The following is a 23,777-nucleotide window of genomic DNA, read 5'->3' as shown; positions in this document are numbered from 1 at the left end:
CATTTATTTTAAAATTATTTATTTTCTAATTGCTCTGCTATTTCCACTATCCAATCCTCTTGTCCACCTACTGCTTCTCTACGTCCTAATTCTAAAATTATATCTCTATAATCTACGTTAAAACGAGCTGCTGCTCTTTTAGCGTGTAACATGAAACTTGAATACACTCCTGAATAACCTAACATCATAGAATCTTCTAAATTATTTAAGTTTACACCATATTTTTTCACTATAGGTATTAATTTTTTAGAACTAACATCCATTGTTTTAAACATATCTACATTATGTTCTATTTTTAATCTATTCAAAACCGCAACTAACATTTCAGTTGGAGTGTTTCCTGCTCCTGCCCCTAGACCACCTAAAGAACCATCTAAATATGTTGCTCCCGCTTCAATAGCTGCTATAGAGTTTCCTATTGCTAAACCTAAATTGTCATGAGAGTGAAATCCTATAGGAATTTTTAACTCCTTCACTAAAGTACCAATTTTATTTCTTACGTCATTAGGTAACATTGCTCCTGCTGAATCTGTTGCATAAACTACATCAGCACCATAGGATTCCATTTTTTTAGCTTCTTCTAAAACTTTATCAACATTAGCCCTATGAGCCATCATTAAAAATCCTACAACAAAGAATCCCATTTTTTTAGCTTCAGTAATATGTTGTTGGGAAATATCGGCTTCAGTAACATGAGTGGCTATTCTTACAACTTCAACACCACATTCCTTAGCTTTTTTTAAGTCTTCAACCGTTCCTATACCTGGCAATAATAAGGTTGCAAGTTTAGAATTTTTAATTACTGATGATGCAGCTTCCAACATTTCAAAGTCATCATATTTGGAAAAACCATAATTACATGTTGATCCTGTTAGCCCATCTCCATGTCCAACTTCAATAATATCTACTTTAGCTTCATCCAATCCTTTACATATTTCCTTTATATCGTCTAAATCAAATTTATGTCCAACACTATGACTACCATCTCTTAAAGTAGTATCTGTAACAAATACTTTAGGCATACTACACCCCCAGTAATTCTTTTGCTTTTTCTTCTGCAATTTTTATTGCAGAAGCATTTATTATGTCTAAATTTCCAGAATGTATTGGTAAATAGTCACCTAAACCCTCCACCTCAACAATTAACATAACAATATCATCATTAAGATCTTTTAAAGTTGGAGTCATTTTATATCTTACACCTGGAACATATTCTTTCATTCTATTTATACACTCATCTGTAGCTTTAGTAATTTTTTCCATATTTACATCTTTTACTCTTGTATATATTGTATTGCTCATATAGATTGGAGGATCTGCTGGATTCAAAATAATAATCGCTTTAGCTTTATCAGCACCACCAATTGTTTCCAAAGCTTTCTTTGTCGTTTCAGTAAATTCATCAATATTAGCTCTCGTACCAGCTCCAGCACTATCTGAACTTAGAGATGATACAATTTCAGCATAGTAAACATCTGCTACTTCATTAATAGCGTTTACTAAAGGAGTTGTAGCTTGACCTGCACAAGTAACTAAATTTACTTCTTTCTCTCTTAACATATTTCTATCTAAATTTACAGCTGGAACACAGTAAGGTCCAACTGCCGCTGGAGTTAAATCCAATACAAACATACCTGCATCTTGTAATTTTTTATATGCGGATAAATGTGCCTTTGCAGAAGTAGCATCAAATACTATATCGATTATACCTGTATATTTTTCAATTAGGTAATCTACTCCTAAAGGAGATGCATCTACACCTAATTTTCTTGCTCTCTCAAGTCCTTTTGATTCTCTAATATTTACTACACATGTCAACTCTAAATATTTACTTCTTCCAATTTTAATCATTAAATCTTGTCCTATGTTTCCTGGACCAATTATTCCAACTTTAATTTTTTTCATATGCGTCTCCTACTTAATCGAATTCTATTTCTATTTTACCGAATTCGCCATAGTCACAAATAAATTTATCACCTTTTTCAGCAGCTACAGCTCCTGTAATAGCTCCTGATAGTATTACATCTCCCTTATTAAATTCAACTCCGTATTTCCCAAGAGTTTTCGCTAACCAAACTACTGCATTTACAGGATCTCCCTGCACCTCAGTTGCAAATCCTTTATTTATAAACTCTCCATTTTTATATACTGTCATTTCAATTTTTTTCAAATCTGTTTTTCTAGGATCAATCTTTATATCTGAAACTATATATTGACCACATGAAGCATTATCTGCAATAGTATCAATTATAGTAACTGCCCAATTTTCTATTCTACTTGCAACAATTTCTATTGCTGGAGCTACATAATCTGTGGCCTCTATAATTCTTTCATATGTAATATTTTTCCCTATATCTTCTTTTAAAACAAATACTAATTCTCCCTCTACCTTTGGCTGTAAAATTTTAGAAGTATCTATAATATTATCTTTTACTTCCATATCATCAAATAAAATACCAAAATCCGGTTGGTCTACTCCAATAGCATCCTGCATACCTTTTGAGGTTAAGCCAATTTTCTTTCCAGTTATTTTTTTTCCTTTTTCAAGTTCTTTTTTATGATTAATCAATTGAATTTTATAAGCATCATCAATTGTTAAATCTTTATAAGTATTACTAATTGGTTCTATTTGATAAAAATTATTTGATGCATCATATAATTTATCAGCTATTTTTTTCAATTTATCCATATTTCCACCTCTGTTTTTAAATAAATATAGAAGCCACTGCAGCGACTTCTATATTTATACAAGCTCTATTTGGATATAAAATATTTTACTAATTCTGAAAAGTCATCTGCTCTTTCAATTTGAGTCCAATGTCCACAATGTCCAAATACATGTAATTCCGCATTTTCTATTAATTTTATAAGTCTAAAGGCATTATCTACAGGAATTACTTTGTCCTCTCTACCATGTACAATCATAGTCTGATTTTTTACAGTCTTAATTTCCTCATCTGTAAAGGACATATCATCTACTGAATTTTGTCTAGGTTCAGGGAACATAGAACTAAAAGCTTCTTGGAAACCTGGTTCAGTACTTGCTTTAAACCTAACTTCAGCTAATTCTTCTGTTGCATATTCTTGATTATAGCAGAAAAGTTGAATTAGTTTTAACATATTTTCTTTAGATGGTTTATATCCCCAAACTTCATTTAATCCATAAGATATATCAAACTCTACTCCCATTGGTCCCATCATAATCAATTTTCTTACCCTTTCTGGGTATTTTAAAGCCATTGATAAGGCTAATGAGCCACCAAAGGAGTTTCCTACAAAATCTGCTTTTTCTATATTGAGAGCATCCATAAAATCTACTATTTGTTGAGTCCAAATCTTCATTCCATATTTTACATCAGTAGGTTTATCAGAATATCCAAACCCTAACATATCCATTGCATAACAATGAGCTTTCTCAGCAACCTTAGGCAAAACTAATCTCCAATTAGCATAAGCAGAAACTCCAGGGCCAGATCCATGTATAAAGATTAATGGATAACCCTTTCCTGATTCTAAATAATTTGTTTTATATTTACCAGTAATTACACTTTTTCCAATTTCTGGTCTAGTCAAAATACATCACTCCTTTTCTTATTTATAAACTTTCAAATATATTCTCATTGATTTTAAAGCATATATTTTAAGTATATACAGATAAGAATCTGTCATTTAATGCTTTATCATAGTAGAAAATTCCAGCACCAGCATGATCATAGTCCCAAACTCTAACTGGATGATCTGGGAAATATTCATATCCACCTGCATAGGCTTCATTTCTATTTCCAGAAGGATCAAAGAAATAAATTGTTTGTCCTCTAGTAATACCATGTCTCATTGGACCTGCATCTATAGAGATATCATATCTAGCCATTATATCAGCTGCATTTCCAACATCTTCCCAACTATTTAAATGGAAAGAAATATGATGTAAAACGTTTGGTTCTGGAAAATCCAATACAGCAAGATCATGTCCTCTGGTATTTGCTGTTAGCCATGTACATAGGCTTTCTTTTCCATCCTCTTTTAATAATATTTCAGATATACTTAATCCTAAAACTTTAGTAAACCATTCTACTGTAGTTTTTTGGTCTGGACCATATAATAATGCATGATCAAAATGAGTTGCTCTCATGCCCCTAGGTTCCTTTTTCCAAATAAAAGGATTTTGTATCATTGGATAATCTTCTGCCATTTCAACTTCACTATAAATACCAATTTTATGACCTGTTGGTACTGTAAAAGTATGAATAGGTCCAAAACCAGGCTGATCGTCTATTATTTCATAATTAAATTTATATTTGTCTTCCGTTTCTTTCTTTATTCTATCAATTGTCTCTTCATTGTCTGCTTTAAAAGCTATAAAATCAATTCCTGCTTTTTCCGCTCTATGTAATACAACGGAATGATGATCAAATTCGTCATATGCCTTTAACATTAACCTATTTTCATCTATGTTCCCTACAACATCTAATCCTATCCTGTCTCTATAATGCACTAGAGATTCTTCAAAATCCAATACTCTAATCTGAACTAAACCTACTCGCAATATACCAGTAATAGCCATTTTGTACCTCCTTGATAAAATATTAAATTAATTATTTTTCTACAAATTCAACTAACAAATCAGATCTTGGATAAGTCTTACATGCTAGTGTATAACCTTTTCCTATTTCACATTCAGAAATAACTGCTTTACTCATTCTTCCTAATTCATAATCACCACCTAAAATTTTTATCTTACAAATTCCACAGCCACCACCTCTGCATCCGACAATTGGATGTCTATTGTTCACTCTATTCATAGCATGAGAAATTGATTCATCACTATTACAAAAAAACTCTAATCCTTCTTTTAAAAATCTAACCTTATATTTCATAATATATATCCTCTATAAATGCGTACTATAATATAATACATCGTTCTCATTTATTAGCATACCTTTATTTTACTATATTATATTAGCTTATTTGACATATGTCAAGTTTTAATCAAGTTTTTTTATAATTTTATCTTTTATATTTAATAAATCTTTAATAATATTTTTTTTAATTTCATCATTAACCCTAAATTTAGGCATAGAAACACTAATAGCATACTCTGTTTCATCTAATTCAATACTAGTTGCTATACAATATAAATCATATTGTGTTTCTTCATCATCGATACTATATCCTCTTTCTCTTATTTTTTCAGCTTCTTCAATAAGTTTAAACTTATTAGTAATGGTATTTTTTGTAAAAGCTTCCAAGCCAAATTTATCTGCATACTCTAATATTTCTTCATCTGTTCTCAAAGATAATATAGCCTTTCCTACACCTGTACAATGTAAAGGTCTTTTATCTCCTACATTAGTGGATACAGTTATAGATTTTAGACCACTAAATTTATCAATATATATTGCTGAATCCTCTGTAGATACAACCAAATGTATAGTTTCCCCATATTTATTATTCAACATCTTTAAATAGGGCTTTGCTATATTTATAATTGGCAAATTGTCAACAAATCTACTTGATAATATATAGAACTTATAAGTAAGCATATATTTATCATCTGTATTATTTTGTGCAACATAACCTAACTTTTCTAAAGTTTTAACTAATCCGAAAACTGTACTCTTATTAATATCCAAGTTTCTGGACATTTCCGATATACCTGCGGAATTATTTTTTGAAATATATTCTAAAATTTTAAACGCCCTATCTACTGATTGTATAAAAACACTTCCCATGTTCCACTCCTAAACTATAGATTAACTTATAAAAATTTATATATTTCTATAAGTTATCATCATACCATCATCTATTGGCACAATAGATGATGATAGTCTTTTGTCATTAATTAATAAATCAATATATTCATCTAATCTTTTTACTATAGTAACTTTTCTATGTCTTTTTTGCTTGTATTTCTCTTCTGCTACCATGCCACGAAATAAAACATTGTCAGAAATTAAAAGCCCATGAATTTTTAATTTATCAATTGTTTTTTTTAAAAAATTTACATACTGTCCTTTAGCAGCATCTATAAAAATCAAATCATAATTATCGTCTAATAAATCAATCACTTCATTAGCGTCTCCAAGTATACAATGAATATCTTTTTCATAACCAAACTTTTTAATATTTGATTTGGCTTTTAAAAAATTTTCTTCATTTATTTCAATTGTAGTTATTTTAGAATCCTTAGATGCCATTTTCATTATTATAGATGAATATCCAATTGCAGTTCCAATTTCTAATATTTTATAAGGTTTTTTTATTCTTACAAGCATTCCTAGAAAGTTTCTAACTTCTGGTTCTATAATAGGAATATTGTTCTTGATAGCAAATTCTTCAATTTCTTTCAATAAATCATTGCTAGTTTGAGATTTGTTTCTAATATATTCTTCAACAACTTTATTTACTATCATTATTCTAGTTCTAGTTCCTTTTCTATTGCTTCATAAATATCTTTTAACTCTATGGAGAAATTAGTTTCTGCAATTAAAAATTTTCCTAAATCTTGATTCATCATCATAATGTTTTGTAAATTTTCTAGTTTTTTTAGTTCTTCTTCTGATTCTTTACCTTTATTAGCATAATTTAATTGATAGTCGACAACTTTTTTTCTAAAGTCATCAATCATCTCTTTATTTTTTTCATCTTTATATACTTGATTATATAGATTTTTATACTCAATAAACTTATCACTTTTTGATATTTCTATTCCTAACTCTCTTGCTTTTGATACTAAATCCATAAAAAACCTCCTAAGCTTCTATAATTACTGGTAGTATCATAGGTTTCCTTTTTATTTTACCGTATACATATTTTTTTAAACTTTCTCTAACACTGTTCTTTATAGTAGTCCAGTCCTTTATATCTTTGTTTTTACATACAGATAGTGATTTTTCAACTACTAGCTTAGCCTCTTCCATTAAATTCGTATTTTCTTTAACGTATACAAATCCTCTAGATATAATGTCTGGTTCAGAAATAATTTCTCCAGTATCTTTATTAACAGTTATTACTACAACTATTAATCCATCTTCTGCTAAATGTTTTCTGTCTCTAAGAACTATATTTCCAACATCACCAATTCCTAATCCATCAACTAATATATTTCCCGCATGATCTGTATCTATGAGTTTTCCAGAGCGTTTAGTAAATTCAAATGTATTACCATTTTTACCAATAAATATATTTTTCTTTTTCATTCCTAAACTTTCTGCTAATTCTGCATGTTTTTTTAAATGTCTATATTCCCCATGAATAGGAATGAAAAATTTAGGTTTTACTAGAGTATGAATTAACTTCAATTCTTCTTGACAGGCATGACCAGAAACGTGTACATCTGCTAATGTATCATAGATAATATTAACACCAATTTCCGTTAATTTATTTATTATTGAAGATACGGTTTTTTCATTACCTGGTATCGGTGAAGCAGAAATAATTACTGTGTCTTCTGGAACTAACTGTACTTTCCTATGCTCTCCATAGGCCATTCTAGTTAACGCACTCATAGGTTCACCTTGACTACCTGTAGTTAGTAGAACTATCTTATTACCTTTAAATTTATCTATATCTTTCAATTCAATGAAAGTATCATCTTTAACTTTTAAATAATTTAATTCTTTAGCAACAGAAACAATATTCACCATTGATCTTCCTGACAATGCTATTTTTCTACCATAGTGTTCTGCAGCATTAATTACTTGTTGTATTCTATGAACATTTGAAGCAAATGTTGCTACAATTATCCTTGATTTAGCCTTAGAGAATAAATCTATAAATGTTTCGCCTACAGATTTTTCACTTAAGGTATAACCTGGTCTTTCTACATTTGTACTATCTGCTAATAATGCTAATACACCATTTTTACCTAATTCAGCTAATCTTGTAAGATCCATTACATCTCCGTCAATTGGAGTATAGTCTATTTTAAAGTCACCTGTGAAAATTATAACTCCTACAGGTGTAGTAATTGCAAAACTAACAGAATCCGGTATACTGTGGCTAGCTTGTATAAATTCCACAGAAAATACCCCTAGTTTAATCGAGCTTCCTTTCTCTACAACTTTTAGATTTTTTTTACTTAATCCATGTTCATTTAATTTTGTTTTAATTAACCCTATTGTTAATTTAGTTCCGTATACTGAGATATCGAATTTTCGTAATATATATGGTATTGCTCCTATATGATCCTCGTGACCATGTGTTACTACAATACCTTTAATTTTTTCTTTGTTTTTTTCCAAATAATCTGTATCTGGTATAACTAAATCTATCCCTGGCATATTGTCATCAGGAAATGTCAAACCACTGTCTACTATAATTAAATCTTTACCAAATTCTACGACAGTCATATTTTTACCAATTTCCGAAACCCCGCCTAAAGGGATAATTTTTAATTTATTTTGTTTTTTTGGTGCCATTTAAATCTCCTTGTTCAATTTCTTTAGATTGACATTCGGAGCACAGTCCAAAAAATTTCAAAACATGATTTTGAATTTTAAATTTATAAGTTTTTTCTATATCTTCTTCTATATTTTCTAATAAATCATATTTCACTTCTTCAACCTTACTACAATTTGTACAAATTAAATGATGATGTTGATGCTTTTCTCCTTCTGAAGCAAGTTCGTATCTATATCTATTATCATCAAAATCCAATTTATAAACTATATTTAGTTCTTCAAATAACAATAAAGTTCTATAAACTGTTGCTATTCCTATGTCTTTATCTATTTTACTAACTATTTCATGTAGTTCCTCAGGACTTAAGTGGGATTCATTATTTTCTAACAGGGCTTGAAAAATAACTTCTCTTTGTTTTGTTACTTTATAACCATTTTCTGTTAATATTGTTTTCAAATTATTTAAATCCATAAACCCTCCTATTCTACTGAATTGTTTCTCCTTTTAATTTCTCGTATATTTCTACAGCATCTTTCAGTTCCTGCTCGTCATCTATTCCTTCTAAAATTATTTCTCCATGATTACTTTTTTTTATTCTAAAAATATATATTGTATTGTCTTCTTGATTAACTGTTAAAAGAGCAGCATAATCATTATCGTCCATTCCAAAAGTATCTAATAGTTCATATTTATGCAAGTTACCTGACTCATCATAAAGTTCTATAATTTCCATTGTTCCTCCTAATACATATCTAAATATGCTTGAAGAATATAAGTTGCTGCAACCATATCAATTAATTTCTTACGTTTTTTTCTTCTTACATTTCCTTCTATTAATGTTCTTTCTGCAGAAACTGTTGTTAATCTTTCGTCTTGAAAAATTATCTCTATAGAAATGCTATTTTTCAATTTATTACAAAATTTATAAACTTTTTCAGCTTGAGGACCTATTGTGTTATTCATATTTTTAGGTAATCCAACTATTATTTTAATTATATTATTCTCTTTAATAATGCTTAAGAGTTCCTTAATATCATCTTTGTCGTTTGTTCTAAAAATCGTTTTGTAACCTTGAGCGGTAATAAAGAAAGGATCGCTTATTGCAACACCTATTGTTTTATCACCTATGTCTAAACCCATATATCTTTCCATTAAACCACCTTTATATAAAAATCCGGACAAACGGTAGCACAGTATCCACATAAAACACATTTATTGTAATCAACAGTTGAAATTCCATTTGAAATCTTTAACGCATCTTGATTACATCTTTTCACACAATTTCCACAACCGGTGCAATATTCTTCAACTATAAGTTTTCTTTGTTTTAATGATAGCTTCTCTTTTAATTCTTCAGGATAAATCCCTTCATTAATTAAAGATATATTGCAGTCAATTTCTTCAATACTCTGCATACCAACAGCAATAGAATCAATAAAATCAAGCTCATTTAAAAAATTAAATGATTCTTTTATATCCTTTATTAAATGACCTCCACCTAACGGTTTCATACTATAAATGCCCTTCCCAAGTTTTTTAGATTCTTTTAAGGCTTTAATCATTTCTTTAACATTGCCATCTCCGATACCAAGTCCATTTTTATTTAAAATTGGATGAATTAATTCTAATTCAGGGTACTTATTAGCACCTAAAACTCCACTTATTCTATGGGTTGATAAACCTAAAGCTCTTATATATCCTCTTTTTTTTGCCTCCTTAAAGAATTCTAAAGCTTCATAATGTCCCTTTATTGTTAATTCCGATTCTTGTTCATGAAGCAAAAAAATATCTATATAATCTGTACTTAATTCTTTTAAGGCTTCTTCTAAGGCTTCTTCTGCTAATCTTCTATTCCACGCATAAGATTTAGTAGAGATGATTAAATCATTTCTACTAAATCCTTTTAAAGCTTCTCTTATATAATTATAATTATTGTACAATTGAGCTGTATCTATGAAATTAATACCTCTATCAAAAGCATACTCTATTAAGTATGCCCCTTCTTTTACAGTTAAATTACTTTGAAAGGGTGTCATAGTCAAGCTTCCAAAACAAATATTTGAAGTAATAATACCTGTATTCCCTAATTCACTATATTTCATTAGCTATTTTATTTTATTCTCTTTCAAATAAAATTCTAATAGTTCCTCAAGTAAATCGTCTCTATCAATTTGTCTAATAATATTTCTAGCATTTCCATGACTTGTAATATATGTTGGATCATCTGATAGTATATACCCAATAATTTGATTTACAGGCTTATAACCTTTTTCTTCTAATAAATTATAAACAGCTTCTAATATTTCTTTAATAGATTTTGAATCTTCTTTTTGTGGTTCAAACATTACCGTTTTGTTAATATTATTATCTTCGTTTCTCATTTTTCCTCCTATTTTATTATTGACTCTAAAATTTTATCTACTGAATCCATTGCAAATTTTACTTTAGTTATATCTTTTCCTCCGGCCATAGCAAAGTCTTTTCTTCCTCCACCATTGCCTCCTGTTAAAATAGCCACTTCCTTAACAATATTCCCAGCATAAATATTTTTTTCTACTATATCCTTAGTGACTAAAGCTAAGAAATTAACTTTATCACCATTAATATTTGACATTACTACTATTCCTGAACCAAGTTTATCTCTTATAGTGTCACCTAATTCTCTAAAAGTATTCATATCCATATCTTTTACAGAGTGTTTAATATATTTTACACCTTTAATTTCTTTAATATTTGATAATATTGAGTCCAGGTCCTTTTTACTATCCTTGTTTTTTAACTTTTTAAGTTCCTTTTCTAATATTTTTATATCATTTTGTAATGAAGTTATTCTATTGTTAATCTCTTTTTTATCTACTTTTAATTCTTTAGATATTTCGTCTAATAAGTTTCCATTTTCTTTTAAATGCTTATATACCTCTGGTCCTGTAATAGCTTCAATTCTTCTTATTCCTGCTGCTACAGATGATTCTGAAATTATTTCAAACATTTGTAAGTCAGCAGTTGTTGAAGCATGAGTACCACCACAAAGTTCAACAGAATATCCATCACCAACATTAATTACTCTAACAATATCCCTATATTTATCTTCAAATAAACCTATTGCTCCTAATTCCTCTGATTCTTTCAAGGTCATATGTTTTGATTTAATAGGCATTCCTAAAGAAATAGCCTCATTAACTTTATCTTGTACTTTTATTAAATCTTTTTTTGATATAGACTCATAATGAGTAATATCAAACCTTAATCTATCTGGACCTACATATGAACCAGCTTGATGGACATGATTACCTAAAACTTCTCTTAATGCTTTATGAAGCAAATGTGTTGCTGTATGATTTCTAACAGTATTTTTTCTTCTAATAAAATCTACTTTTAACTTTACAGTTTCTCCTACTGAAAACTCTCCATTTTTAACTTCAACATAATGTAATATAGCACTATTACTATTTTTTGTAGTATTTACAACAACCGCCTTTGAATTTGGACTTTCAATAATACCTGCATCACCTACTTGTCCTCCTCCTTCTCCATAAAAAGAAGTTTCCTCTACAATTATTATACCATTTTCTTCACTTTTTATTTTATCTACACTTTCACCATTAACAAAAATTTCAATTATTTTCGATTCATTTTCTAGTGTTTGATACCCTAGAAATTTGGTCTCTTGAAGTTTTTCAATATTTTCATTTGTCTCATTTGACCATCCTATATTATCTTCATGTCTAGATAGTCTGGATCTGGTTCTTTGTTCTTCCATTAACTTGTTAAATTCTGATAAATTAACTTTTAAATCTTTTTCTTCTAATATCTCTATAGTTAAGTCTATTGGAAAACCATAAGTATCATATAATTTAAAAGCGTCTCTACTACTTATTTCCTTTAAATTCTTTTCTATACTATCTTTTATAATTTTATCAAGTATATTAAGACCTTGATCTATGGTTTCTTGGAATTTATTTTCTTCAGCATTTATAATTTTAAAAATTCTTTCTTTATCTTCCAATAGTTCAGGATATTCTGACTTATAAATGTCCATGACTTTTTTTGCTACTTTTACAATGAAATTACCTTCAATACCTAATAATTTCCCATGTCTTGCTGCTCTTCTCAGAAGTCTTCTTAAAACATAACCTCTTCCCTCGTTACTTGGTATAACACCATCATATATTAAAAATGTTATTGCTCTTATATGGTCAGCAATAATTCTAATAGAAATATCGTCCTCATCATTTGTTTTATATTTTTTGTTGGAAATATCTTCTATTATTGAAATAATATCTTTTACTAATCCAATTTCAAATATATTATCTGCATTTTCCAACACCATTGTAAGTCTTTCCAAACCCATTCCCGTATCTATATTAGGAGAATCTAAATCATGGTATACTCCATTAGAATCTTTATTATATTGTGTAAAAACTAAATTCCAAACTTCTAAAAATCTATCACAATCACAGCCCGGCTTGCAATTTGGATCATCACAACCGTACTTTGTACCTCTGTCTACATGAATTTCTGAGCAAGGTCCACAAGGGCCCTCTTCTAATTCCCAAAAATTATCTTCCTTGCCTAATCTTACTATTTTTTCTTCTGGAATTCCTATATGATTTTTCCATATATCATAAGCTTCATCATCTTCTTCATAAACTGAAACCCACAGAATTTCTTCAGGTATTTCCATTTTTTCTGTTAAAAATTCCCAAGCCCAAGTAATAGCTTCTTTTTTAAAATAGTCACCAAAAGAAAAGTTCCCTAGCATTTCAAAAAAAAGTACCATGCCTTTGAGTTTTGCCTACCGACTCAATATCACCGGTTCTTATACATCTTTGAGATGATGCTGCTCTATTTTTAGGCATTTTTAATTCTCCAGTAAAGTATTTTTTTATTGGAGCCATTCCTGCATTTATTAACAATAAACTATTATCATCTTGTGGAATTAAGGAAAAACTTTTTAATATATTATGATTCTTCTCTTTAAAAAAATCTAAAAACTCTTGTCTAATTTCATTTAATCCTATTTTTTTCATATAACCTCACCTTATATATTATCTTCTTCATTTTCATCTTTTACAAAAAAATTCTTTACGTCATTTTTATAATGATTAATAACCACTTTAACAGTTGCTACAACAGGTACTGAAAAAATCATTCCTGGAACGCCAAACATCCCTGCTCCAATTAACAGACATAATAATATTAGCATTGGATTAAGTCCTATAGTAGTGCCTAAAATTTTAGGAGCCAGAATATTATTTTCCACCCATTGAATAAGTAAAAATACCACTGCAACAAACAATGCTTTTATAGGACTATCAAAAAAGGCTATAAGCACTGCTGGAATAAAACCTAAGGCAGGACCAACATACGGTATAATATCTGCTATACAGGTTATAATACCAACTACAAGTGCGTATTCAATCCTCATAATAAATAAAAATATAGCTGTTAGAACACCTACTGCTAAAGCCATTAATAAACGTCCTCGAACAAATTGTGAATTTACCTTGTCTATGTCTTTTAATAATGATATTATATTTTTCCTGTGTTTTTCTGGAATTGTTCTTTTAAATCCTGCAATGTATTTTTCTTTGTCCATTAAAAAATAAAAAGAAAAAATAGGTATAAGAACAATTCTTACTAAACCACTTGCTATACCACTAACTCTTTCACCAACATTTGAAATGCCTTCAATTAATTTCCCTTGAAAGCTTGAAATACTATTGGTAAACGTAGCTTTTGCCTCTGTAATTAAATTTTGAACAGTTTCATTTTCGCTAAAATTTTCTTTTAAAAACTTATATGCAGAATTAAACAAATCCTCAAAAAATGATGGTAAAGAATATAATAGCCTCTTTAATTGCTCACTTAATTTAGGCATTATCAATATAATAATTATAGCAAATAACAGTATTACTAAAAAATATACGAGTAAAATTGCATATGATCTTTTTAATCCTTTTTTTTCTAAATTTTTTACTAAAGGATTTATTAAATATGCTACAACTAAAGCAATTATAATAGTTATAATAGTACTTCCTATTATAGGAAACTTTGTAAATATATATAAGACCGCTAATATTATTAGTATATATATAGTTACTCTTTTTATATAGCTTTGATCTAGTCTTAATCTATTTTTTAAACTAACTTTAGTGTTTCCAATATTAATTAAATAATAAATACCTAAAGCAATTAAAATTGTTAGTAAAATAAATATAACATTTATTAATGTTTCTCTAACGTTAAACGGCATTATAAACCTCCACTTAGGGTTAATTTAATATATCTTAAAAATATTAAAAAAATATAGGCTTTAAAACCTATATTAAATTAATAAATAATTATCTACTGAAATTTAATATAAGGAATTACTAAGGGATTATCTCATGTATTTACCAGCTACCATTTCAGCTAAATTCATTGAATTGGCTTTAGTAATTAGCTCTTTGGAAATTTCAATCCAAACTCCTCTTGCCGGACAATATCCTTGCTTAGAACAATAACCTTCGTCAGTAGAACATTCAGTTGTACCAAAAAAATCTTCCAATGCTATTAATATTTCTCCAATACTAATATCTTTGGGATTTCTAGTTAAAAAATATCCTCCTTGTGATCCTCTAACACTACTCACTAAACCATTTTTCTTTAATCGTCTAATCAATTGTTCCAGATAACTATTTGATAATCCTGTCATTTTAGAAATTTCACTTAAAGGAATTGGATCTAAACCATAGTTTTTTCCCAATACATACATAGCATGAAGTCCATACCTTCCTCGTGTTGAAAGTCTCATCTATAATCCTCCATTATTACCCATATATTATATACTAAAATAGAACAAAAACAAAGGTCCTTAGCAAGGACCTTTACCTTTATACATTTAAATTTAAATATGTTCCAAATAACAGTCCTACCGTTCCAGGTCCAATATGTGAACCGATGGCAGGCGACACCTCTTCTATTACAACATTAATATGTGGATATTTTTCTCTCATTTCTTCATATAGTTTATAGGCCTTATCCTTTTTATAGACATACGCTATAGCCATATATTTTATATCTTCTGGTACAAATGAGACTATTTTTCCTATTGCTTTGTTATATCCTCTGGCTTTATCTACCAGTCCTAAAGAACCATCTTCTAGGACTGAAATAATGGGTTTTATACTTAAAACATCCCCTACAGTAGCAGAAACTTTAGAAAGTCTCCCTCCTCTTTTTAGATATTCTAAGGTTTCAGGAATAAAGTATACTTCCTGATGTTTTCTATGGAGATATAATCTATTTATTATTTCTTCAACTGGTAAGTCGAGTTTTCTTAATTCAACTAAGTATTCAACCATCCTTTTTAAATTTAAAGTAGTGGTTTTTACATTAATAATATGAATTCTGTCATCACCTATCATATCTTTAGCTAACAGACAGGAATCATAAGTTCCACTTAATTTTTCTGAAATAGGCATTACTATAACTGCATCAGGATTATCCTCTAATGCTTTTTTAAACACCTTTATTAACAATCCAAAGGGCGGTTGAGATGTAGTTGGAAAATTTTTACTTCCTACTAATTTTTCATAAAAAATATCATATCGAGTTGGATCTGGTTCTTGGTACTCCTCTCCTTCAAAAGTATAATAAATTGGAAATACATTTATATTTTCTTTATCAATAAATTCTAATGGTAAAGTAGCTGTTGTATCTGTAACTATATTAATTTTCATTAAAATCTCCTATATATAATATTAATATTCTCATTACACTATTTTACCACTATATTGTATATTTTACCATTTACATAAATTTTCTTAATTATGTCTTTTCCTTCTACGTATTTCTTTATTGATTCATTAGAAATAGCTTTACTGAAAATACTTTCCTCTTCCTCATCTATGGAAATTTCTATATTTGCTCTTAATTTACCATTTACTTGAATTGGTAGATTAATTACCTCATCTTTTGTCTTTTCTTCATCATACTCTGGCCATTGTTGTTCATAAATATGACCTTTAAATTTAAATCTTTCCCAAATTTCTTCTGTAATATGAGGTGCTACTGGATTTAGTAATATTAAAAATGTACTTAAATCTTTTTTGGAAATTTTACCATTAGCTAAAAAATCATTTAATAAAGTCATCAACTGGGCTATTCCAGTATTGAATTTTAATGTTTCAAAATCATTTGACACTTTTTTAATTGTTTTATGAATTGAGGATTCTAATTCTTTTGAATATTCTCCTTCATCAACTACAATATCTTGCAATTTCCAAACTCTATCTAAAAACTTTCTGCAACCCTTTACTCCATTTTCTGACCAAGGAACAGATTTTTCAAAATCTCCTATAAACATTTCATATGTTCTTAATGTATCTGCGCCAAAATCTCTAATAATATCATCTGGATTAATAACATTTCCTCTAGATTTAGACATTTTTTCACCATTATCTCCTAAAATCATACCATGGCTTGTTCTTTTCATATATGGTTCTTTGGTATTTGCAACACCAATATCGTATAAAAATTTATGCCAAAATCTAGAATATAATAGGTGAAGAGTTGTATGTTCCATTCCACCATTATACCAATCAACAGGGCCATAATAGTCTATACTCTCCCTGCTGGCTAATTCATTATTGTTGTGTGGATCCATATACCTCATATAATACCATGAAGAACCTGCCCATTGAGGCATAGTATCTGTTTCTCTTTTTGCCTTTTTACCACATTTTGGACAAGTAGTATTAACAAAGGATTCAATTTTAGCCAGTGGTGATTCTCCATCATCTGTAGGCTCATATTCTTTTACATCAGGTAATTTAACTGGTAGTTCCTCTTCAGGTACAGCAACCCAACCACAATCATCACAATACACTAATGGAATTGGTTCTCCCCAGTATCTTTGTCTTGAAAAAATCCAATCTCTAAGTTTAAAGTTCGTTTTTTTATGTCCTAAATTGTTTTTTTCAATATATTCTATAATTTTCTTTTTAGCATCCTCTACTTCAAGACCATTTAAAAATCCAGAATTTATTAAAATGCCATTTTCTGTATTGGTATACGCTTCTTTTGAAATATCTCCTCCAGAAACAACTTCAACAATATCTAGGTTGAATTTCTTTGCAAAATCATAATCCCTTGTATCATGAGCTGGTACTGCCATAATAGCACCTGTACCATAAGTCATTAAAACATAGTCTGAAATATAAATTGGAATTTCTTTTCCTGTTAATGGATTTATCCCCTTAATTCCCTTTAACTCTACTCCTGTTTTATCTTTATTTAATTCAGTTCTTTCAAATTCAGATTTTTTTAATACTTCTTTTTTATAATTGATCACTTCATCTAAATTTGTAATTTGATCCTTTAAATTTTCTATTATTGGATGTTCAACAGCTACAACCATGTATGTTGCTCCAAAAATCGTATCTGGTCTTGTTGTATAAACTTTAATTTTTTCTTCAGAGTCCTTTATAGAAAAATTTAATTCGCAACCATAGGATCTTCCTATCCAATTAATTTGTTGAGATTTTATTTTGTCCGGATAATCTACTTCATCTAAATCATCAATTAATCTATTTGCATATTCAGTTATTTTTAACATCCATTGGTTTTTTACTTTATGAACAACTTCTGTGCCACAACGTTCACAATTTCCACCAACTACTTCTTCATTAGCTAATCCAACTTTACAAGATGGACACCAATTAATAGGCATTTCTTTTTTATAAGCTAATCCTTTTTCAAACATTTTTATAAAGATCCATTGTGTCCATTTGTAATAATTTGGATCTGTTGTATTTATTTCTCTATCCCAATCAAAAGATAATCCTATCGATTTTAATTGAGCTTTAAATCTTTGTATATTTTTTTCAGTAATTATTGCAGGATGAATTTTATTTTTTATAGCATAATTTTCTGCCGGTAATCCAAAGGCATCCCATCCCATTGGATATAATACATTATATCCTTGCAATCTTCTTTTCCTAGATACAATATCTAAGGCTGTATATGGTCTAGGATGGCCCACATGAAGTCCCTCTCCTGATGGATAAGGAAATTCTATTAAAGCATAAAATTTCTCTTTGTTTTTATCAATTTCAGTTTTAAATGGTTTAAAATCATCCCAATGTTTTTGCCATTTTTTTTCTATGGCATTAGGATTGTAATTTTCCATAATTTCCTCCTCAAAATAAAAAACTTCCATCTCTATTAAGAGACGAAAGTTAAATTCGCGGTACCACTCTTATTGGTTTATACCCTCTTTAATACATTTATCGATGTCCCGTTTAAGTATAATATAGACAAGTTCGGTATTTAGACTATACTGTATTTCACCAAACTACAGCTCTCTATAAAAGTCCTTCTACTTAGTAATTCTATAAACTTAAAATATTTAATCTACAAAATTATACCATTAGAATTATAATAAATCAATTATTCCAATTCTTCTTTCAATAGTTCTTGCAATATCATTAGTTCGTCTTTTGTAAAAGTAACACCTTTACTCATTCTAGTATGATCTGGGTTCCATTCCCTTATATCATACTTAGGTTCTCTTTCACTCCAACTAACTAAATTAAGCTCTTTTCTCCATCCTTTTGCATTTTCAGAAAGAATGCCTAAATTTTCTACAATTTCAAATTTAAATTCTGCCATAGTTCCTCCTACATAATATAAGTATCTTCTTTTTCTGGTATTGACATTAAAAATATATCATTAATTTCTTTAATTAGCTTATCAAGCTTATCAATATTTTTATAAATATTCTCTTTGATTTTATTTAATCTTATATCTTCTTCTTTATTTTCTTTTTCCAACTTTTTAATAGAATTCTCTAAAATGTCTTGTGAAATATTTCCGTTTGATATATTTTTATTAAATATATCATAGGAAATTTCTTCATAAAGCCTTAATAATTTATCATTTTTATTTTTATATGCTAGCTCTGCTTTATTATATAATTCTTTAATGAATTTTTTGTCATCTTTATACAAATCTTCATATAAAAGATATTTAATATTTACAAATATTTTTTTTAAATTTTTTGAATTATTAATAGTATTGGATTTTAAAAAATCGTTACATATATATTCATTTTTTACAATGTAATCAATATATGGCAGCCAATTTGGTACATCTATATTTTTATTTACACTTAAATTTTGAGCTATTTCAATTTCTCTTAACTTTAATAAAATATATTTTTCTTTTAAATGCTTTCTTACTTCTAAATTATTTAATTCTTTTTTACTTTCAGATTTTTTCTCTAAATCATATATTTTTATTCCTAGTTCTACTAATAATTTATCTATACATAATTCCATTTCATCCCAACTTTCAATAAATATTTTAACATTAATAATATAAAATACAAGCTATGGCATAGAAGTTTTTAATATGATAAAATCTTATGATAAGAGGTGAATTATGAAAAAAAGAAATAAAATTATAAGAATTGTTTCATTTCTACTTGTTTTATCGATGTTAATTCCAGTAATTTATTCTTTAGTACTACTATGATTATAAAAGAAATAAACTTTAACGATCATAAAGATCAGTTTGATATAATTTTAGAAAACAAAAAAATATTTCATGCTAATTATAAACTATACAATGAGTTAAATTTATACAGAGGAAAGGAGCTTTCCTCTGACGATTTAAAACAATTAATAGAATATGATAATTTTACTAATTTATTATCAATATCCATTAATTTTATTAGCTATAGAATAAGAACAGAAAAAGAAATTGTCAATAGACTAAAAAAAGAAAAGGCAACAGAAGTAGAAATTGAAAATATTGTTTCTTATTTGAAAAATTTAAATATGATTGATGATCTTTCTTTTACAAAAGTATTCTACAACAATAAATCACAAGTTAATAAATGGAGTTCTAAAAAAATAAAATATGAATTATATTTAAAAGGTATTTCAAATGAAGTTTTTGACAATGTCATTGAAGATACTTATGAAACAGATTTTAATAATGCTGTTCATATAATTAAGAAAAAATATAATATATGGAAAAACAAGTATGATAAATATAAATTAAAAAATAAAATTTACTCCACTTTATCTCAAAAGGGGTTTTCATATGATATTATCACTGCTGTAATCGAGGAATTTCATGATTAATTATGTATATATCCTTAGGTGTAAAGATGGTTCTCTATATACTGGTTGGACAACTAATTTAAATAAAAGAATTGAAACCCACAATAAAGGACTAGGGGCTAAATATACTAGAGGGCGAATTCCTGTAGAGTTAGTTTATTTCGAATCTTTTGACAATAAAAGTGAAGCTTTAAAAAGAGAAATTAAAATAAAAAAATTAACCAAACAAGAAAAACTTAAACTAATATTAAAAAAGGAGAATTAATTCTCCTTTTTTAATATTAGTTTTCAAAAACGTCTATTTCATCACCAATTTCTTTTTTGTTAATAAAAACAGCTATACAGCCTGGTCCTGTATGTGCTGATATAGTTGATCCAATATTTCCAACTATTATATTCTCTGCTCCCAGCTCATTTGATATCATGTTTTTTAATTCTAATGCATTTTCTAAAAAGTCAGAATGAACTATGGCCATTGTTTGAGTTTTAAATAAATTATTATCTGCAATATCCTCTTTTATTTTGGATATTATTTTCCTATAAACCTGTTTTAAGCCTCTTCCCTTGTCTATTGGAATCAATTTACCATTACCCTTATCCACTGTTAGCATAGGCTTAATATTTAACATTCCGCCTAATATCTTTTGTGTGGCTGTGACTCTGCCACCTCTATATAAATATTGCATATCATCAACTGTAAAATAATGTTCTACATTATCAGCTAAAAATTTAATTTTATCCACTATATATTTTGAATCAAAGCCATTTTTTACTAATATTGCTGCTCTAATCGCAACAAGTCCAATTCCCAACGATGCACAATTACTATTTATTACATCAATTGATGCTTCTGGATATTCTTTAAGAATATCATTCATAGCTAAAACACCTGAATTATAACAACCGGATATACCAGCTGATAGAGCAATATATACAATTTCATTTCCTTTTTCTATTTCTTCTTTAAATTTATTATAAAACTGATCATATGTTACTTGAGATGTAGTGAAAACCTCTCCTTGTTTCATCCTATCAGTCAATTCTTTTGAAGTAATATCAACTCCATCACTATATTCCTTATCTCCAGAAATAACCGTTAGTGGAAGCATAATTAAATCATACTTTTCTACTAGTTCTTCCGGTATATCACTACCTGAATCTACAATTACTTTTAATGCCATTAAATCACCTCTATGTTAATATCAATTAATTTTAGTATACCATACATATGATACCTTTGAATAATATTAAAATCCTTTGGGTTTTAGTATATTGTTGACCGATTATTTTACTTAAAGTATAATTATAGTATTATTTTTCAGGAGGAAATTAATGTATAATCTTGTAATTCCCAAAAATTATAAGTCTGATTTAAACTTATTAGAAACACAAAAAGCTATAAAATTAATAAAAGATTTTTTCGAGTCCAGACTTGCTAGTACTTTAAATTTAACTAGGGTTTCAGCGCCTCTATTTGTCGAGTCTAACCTTGGTATAAACGATAATTTAACTGGTGTTGAAAAACCTGTAAGTTTTTATGTTAATCAAGAATGTGGAAAAACTCAATTAGAAATTGTTCAATCACTGGCTAAATGGAAACGAAATGCTCTAAAAGAATATAATATTCCAATAGGCAGTGGTATATATGCAGATATGAATGCAATAAGAGCTTCTGAAACCTGTGATAATACTCACTCTTACTATGTTGATCAATGGGATTGGGAAAAAACTATAGATGATAAAGATCGAACAGAAATTTTTTTAATTCAAACCGTTAGAACCATATATCAAGTTTTATTGGATACTCAGGTTATGTTGAAAAAACACTATCCTAAATATAATCCGGTTTTACGTGATACTATTAGTATAGTTACAAGCCAAGATTTAGAAAATAAGTACCCGAGCCTATCTCCAGAGGAAAGAGAAAAACAATATTGCAAAAAATATGGCTCAATGTTTTTAATGAAAATTGGAAACAAACTTAACTCTGGAAAACCTCACGATGTTAGATCTCCAGATTATGACGATTGGAATTTAAATGGAGACATTATAGTTTGGAATCCAATTTTAAATGATGCTCTTGAATTATCCTCTATGGGAATAAGGGTAAACTCTGAAGTATTAAAAAAACAATTGGAAATATCAGATAATCTTAACAGATTAAATTTTGAATTTCATAAAAATTTAATTGCAAATAACTATCCACAAGCTATAGGTGGAGGAATTGGTCAATCAAGACTATGTATGCTTTTTTTGCAAAAAGCACATATTGGAGAAGTTCAGGCTAGTGCATGGCCAAAAGAAATGATAGAAGAATGTAAAAAAAACAATATAAATTTATTATAAGCTCTGTTAATAGAGCTTATTTTTTATAATTAATAGAATAAAATCGAAATTGTTGTATAATAGTAGTATAAGCTAAAATAAGTAGAGGTATATATTATGATTAGATTTATCGTAGTGTCAGATTCAACTGGCGAAACTTGTGAACAAATTATTAATGCTTCTATAGCTCAATTTGATGTTGAAGAAAAAGTTTTTGAACGATTTTCTCATATTAGAGATATCGTTTCTTTAAATAAGATTTTTGATAATATTAAAGATATAAAAAATACCTTGATTTTTTATTCATTAGTTGATGAAAACTTAATTGAAGCAATGAAAAAAAACTGTGATTTAATTGGTATTACCGGTGTAGATGTCTTAACTTCATCAATTATCGCTATAGAAAGATTATTAGGTCAAGAACCTAAAACAAGGCCTGGTGCCTTAAGAAGTCTAGATGCTCAATATTTTAAAAGAGTAGATGCAATCGATTTTGCTGTTAGATATGATGATGGTAAAGATCCAAGAGGAGTCCTTTCAGCAGATATTACTATTTTAGGAGTGTCTAGAACGTCAAAAACTCCCCTATCCATGTATTTAGCTAACAAGAATTATAAAGTAGCTAATATTCCTTTGGTTCCAGAAACACCTGTTCCAAAAGAAATATTTGAAATTCCTGCTAAAAAAATTATTGGACTTACTAATTCCCCAGAAAAACTAAATCTTATTAGAAAATCGAGATTGCAAGCATTGGGTCTTCCACCTAATTCTTCATATTCTAATATGGATAGAATATTATTAGAATTAGACCATGCACATTCTGTAATAAAAAAAATTGGATGTCCTATAATAGATGTTTCTGAAAGAGCTATTGAAGAGACTGCAGATATTATTATAAGACATCTTAAAAAAATAAATAACGAAATTTAGGAGTGA

The 23,777-nt window shown here is 28.4% G+C and carries 26 protein-coding genes and 1 pseudogene; 4 read left to right on the top strand and 23 right to left on the bottom strand.

What is annotated here, in order from left to right; translation table 11 throughout:
• Positions 1–14: 14 nt before the first annotated feature.
• The 22 genes and pseudogenes from dmpG to JFY71_RS09865 all read right to left on the bottom strand — a co-directional run bounded on the left by dmpG (position 15) and on the right by JFY71_RS09865 (position 19,727).
• Positions 15–1,022 carry a 4-hydroxy-2-oxovalerate aldolase gene (gene dmpG / locus JFY71_RS09970; protein WP_243660640.1) on the bottom strand — a complete coding sequence of 336 codons (1,008 nt, stop codon included), beginning with the start codon at positions 1,020–1,022 and terminating at the stop codon, positions 15–17.
• A 1-nt stretch (position 1,023) separates the two neighbouring features.
• Positions 1,024–1,905, bottom strand: a complete 882-nt coding sequence (locus JFY71_RS09965) for an acetaldehyde dehydrogenase (acetylating) (protein ID WP_243660639.1) — start codon at positions 1,903–1,905, stop codon at positions 1,024–1,026.
• 13 nt (positions 1,906–1,918) lie between these two features.
• Positions 1,919–2,689: a 2-keto-4-pentenoate hydratase gene (locus JFY71_RS09960; protein ID WP_243660638.1), complete on the bottom strand. Its 771-nt coding sequence runs from the start codon at positions 2,687–2,689 to the stop codon at positions 1,919–1,921.
• A gap of 65 nt (positions 2,690–2,754) precedes the next feature.
• Positions 2,755–3,573, bottom strand: a complete 819-nt coding sequence (locus JFY71_RS09955) for an alpha/beta fold hydrolase (RefSeq protein WP_243660637.1) — start codon at positions 3,571–3,573, stop codon at positions 2,755–2,757.
• A gap of 67 nt (positions 3,574–3,640) precedes the next feature.
• A complete protein-coding gene (locus JFY71_RS09950; RefSeq protein WP_243660636.1) occupies positions 3,641–4,564 on the bottom strand; it encodes a catechol 2,3-dioxygenase in 924 nt (307 codons plus the stop codon).
• Positions 4,565–4,595: 31 nt separating this feature from the next.
• On the bottom strand, positions 4,596–4,877 hold the full coding sequence (locus JFY71_RS09945; RefSeq protein ID WP_243660635.1) for a 2Fe-2S iron-sulfur cluster-binding protein: 282 nt from the start codon (positions 4,875–4,877) through the stop codon (positions 4,596–4,598).
• Positions 4,878–4,985: 108 nt separating this feature from the next.
• Positions 4,986–5,732 carry an IclR family transcriptional regulator gene (locus JFY71_RS09940; RefSeq protein WP_243660634.1) on the bottom strand — a complete coding sequence of 249 codons (747 nt, stop codon included), beginning with the start codon at positions 5,730–5,732 and terminating at the stop codon, positions 4,986–4,988.
• Between the two features lie 36 nt (positions 5,733–5,768).
• On the bottom strand, positions 5,769–6,413 hold the full coding sequence (locus JFY71_RS09935) for an O-methyltransferase (RefSeq protein WP_243660633.1): 645 nt from the start codon (positions 6,411–6,413) through the stop codon (positions 5,769–5,771).
• Positions 6,413–6,742, bottom strand: a complete 330-nt coding sequence (locus tag JFY71_RS09930) for a YlbF/YmcA family competence regulator (RefSeq protein WP_243660632.1) — start codon at positions 6,740–6,742, stop codon at positions 6,413–6,415. The genes JFY71_RS09935 and JFY71_RS09930 overlap by 1 nt, the downstream gene beginning before the upstream one ends.
• Positions 6,743–6,752: 10 nt before the next feature.
• Positions 6,753–8,420: a ribonuclease J gene (locus tag JFY71_RS09925; RefSeq protein WP_243660631.1), complete on the bottom strand. Its 1,668-nt coding sequence runs from the start codon at positions 8,418–8,420 to the stop codon at positions 6,753–6,755.
• On the bottom strand, positions 8,398–8,874 hold the full coding sequence (locus tag JFY71_RS09920) for a Fur family transcriptional regulator (protein WP_243660630.1): 477 nt from the start codon (positions 8,872–8,874) through the stop codon (positions 8,398–8,400). The genes JFY71_RS09925 and JFY71_RS09920 overlap by 23 nt, the downstream gene beginning before the upstream one ends.
• Before the next feature lie 13 nt (positions 8,875–8,887).
• A complete protein-coding gene (locus tag JFY71_RS09915) occupies positions 8,888–9,136 on the bottom strand; it encodes a DUF1292 domain-containing protein (RefSeq protein WP_243660629.1) in 249 nt (82 codons plus the stop codon).
• Positions 9,137–9,144: 8 nt separating this feature from the next.
• A complete protein-coding gene (gene ruvX / locus JFY71_RS09910; RefSeq protein WP_243660628.1) occupies positions 9,145–9,555 on the bottom strand; it encodes a Holliday junction resolvase RuvX in 411 nt (136 codons plus the stop codon).
• Positions 9,555–10,505, bottom strand: coding sequence for an aldo/keto reductase (locus JFY71_RS09905; RefSeq protein WP_263457730.1), 951 nt, complete (start codon positions 10,503–10,505; stop codon positions 9,555–9,557). Before JFY71_RS09905 ends, ruvX begins: the two co-directional genes overlap by 1 nt.
• 3 nt (positions 10,506–10,508) lie before the next feature.
• Positions 10,509–10,784, bottom strand: coding sequence for an IreB family regulatory phosphoprotein (locus JFY71_RS09900; RefSeq protein ID WP_263457729.1), 276 nt, complete (start codon positions 10,782–10,784; stop codon positions 10,509–10,511).
• Between the two features lie 8 nt (positions 10,785–10,792).
• Positions 10,793–13,433: pseudogene (gene alaS / locus JFY71_RS09895) on the bottom strand (alanine--tRNA ligase).
• Positions 13,434–13,444: 11 nt separating this feature from the next.
• Complete coding sequence (locus tag JFY71_RS09890) at positions 13,445–14,659, bottom strand: AI-2E family transporter (RefSeq protein ID WP_243660626.1); 1,215 nt, start codon at positions 14,657–14,659, stop codon at positions 13,445–13,447.
• Positions 14,660–14,785: 126 nt separating this feature from the next.
• Entirely contained in the window at positions 14,786–15,199 is a 414-nt protein-coding gene (locus tag JFY71_RS09885) for an RrF2 family transcriptional regulator (RefSeq protein ID WP_243660625.1), read from the bottom strand.
• A 79-nt stretch (positions 15,200–15,278) separates the two neighbouring features.
• Positions 15,279–16,127, bottom strand: a complete 849-nt coding sequence (locus JFY71_RS09880) for a DegV family protein (RefSeq protein ID WP_243660624.1) — start codon at positions 16,125–16,127, stop codon at positions 15,279–15,281.
• A 38-nt stretch (positions 16,128–16,165) separates the two neighbouring features.
• Positions 16,166–18,577, bottom strand: a complete 2,412-nt coding sequence (leuS, locus tag JFY71_RS09875; RefSeq protein WP_243660623.1) for a leucine--tRNA ligase — start codon at positions 18,575–18,577, stop codon at positions 16,166–16,168.
• Positions 18,578–18,837: 260 nt separating this feature from the next.
• The gene (locus tag JFY71_RS09870) at positions 18,838–19,059 is read right to left on the bottom strand and encodes a YdbC family protein (RefSeq protein ID WP_243660622.1); all 222 of its coding nucleotides are present in this window, start codon (positions 19,057–19,059) and stop codon (positions 18,838–18,840) included.
• An 8-nt stretch (positions 19,060–19,067) separates the two neighbouring features.
• A complete protein-coding gene (locus JFY71_RS09865; protein ID WP_243660621.1) occupies positions 19,068–19,727 on the bottom strand; it encodes a hypothetical protein in 660 nt (219 codons plus the stop codon).
• A gap of 192 nt (positions 19,728–19,919) precedes the next feature.
• Between JFY71_RS09865 and JFY71_RS09860 the strand changes: the two genes are divergently transcribed.
• Together JFY71_RS09860 and JFY71_RS09855 are read left to right on the top strand one after the other, a co-directional pair.
• Positions 19,920–20,537, top strand: a complete 618-nt coding sequence (locus tag JFY71_RS09860; RefSeq protein ID WP_243660620.1) for a regulatory protein RecX — start codon at positions 19,920–19,922, stop codon at positions 20,535–20,537.
• Positions 20,530–20,781, top strand: coding sequence for a GIY-YIG nuclease family protein (locus JFY71_RS09855; RefSeq protein ID WP_243660619.1), 252 nt, complete (start codon positions 20,530–20,532; stop codon positions 20,779–20,781). The genes JFY71_RS09860 and JFY71_RS09855 overlap by 8 nt, the downstream gene beginning before the upstream one ends.
• Positions 20,782–20,797: 16 nt before the next feature.
• On the opposite strand, the gene JFY71_RS09850 is transcribed toward JFY71_RS09855, so the two are convergent.
• Complete coding sequence (locus tag JFY71_RS09850; RefSeq protein ID WP_243660618.1) at positions 20,798–21,697, bottom strand: DegV family protein; 900 nt, start codon at positions 21,695–21,697, stop codon at positions 20,798–20,800.
• Positions 21,698–21,848: 151 nt separating this feature from the next.
• Here JFY71_RS09850 and asnA point away from each other — a divergent pair, with 151 nt between their 5' ends.
• Positions 21,849–22,862, top strand: coding sequence for an aspartate--ammonia ligase (gene asnA, locus JFY71_RS09845; protein WP_243660617.1), 1,014 nt, complete (start codon positions 21,849–21,851; stop codon positions 22,860–22,862).
• 96 nt (positions 22,863–22,958) lie between these two features.
• A complete protein-coding gene (locus JFY71_RS09840; RefSeq protein WP_243660616.1) occupies positions 22,959–23,771 on the top strand; it encodes a pyruvate, water dikinase regulatory protein in 813 nt (270 codons plus the stop codon).
• Positions 23,772–23,777: the final 6 nt, after the last annotated feature.

Origin of the sequence: Miniphocaeibacter halophilus, from assembly GCF_016458825.1 — a bacterium.
Lineage (GTDB): Bacteria > Bacillota > Clostridia > Tissierellales > Peptoniphilaceae > Miniphocaeibacter > Miniphocaeibacter halophilus.
Note: the sequence above shows the minus strand (reverse complement) of the source record. Positions and strands in the feature narration are given on the sequence as shown.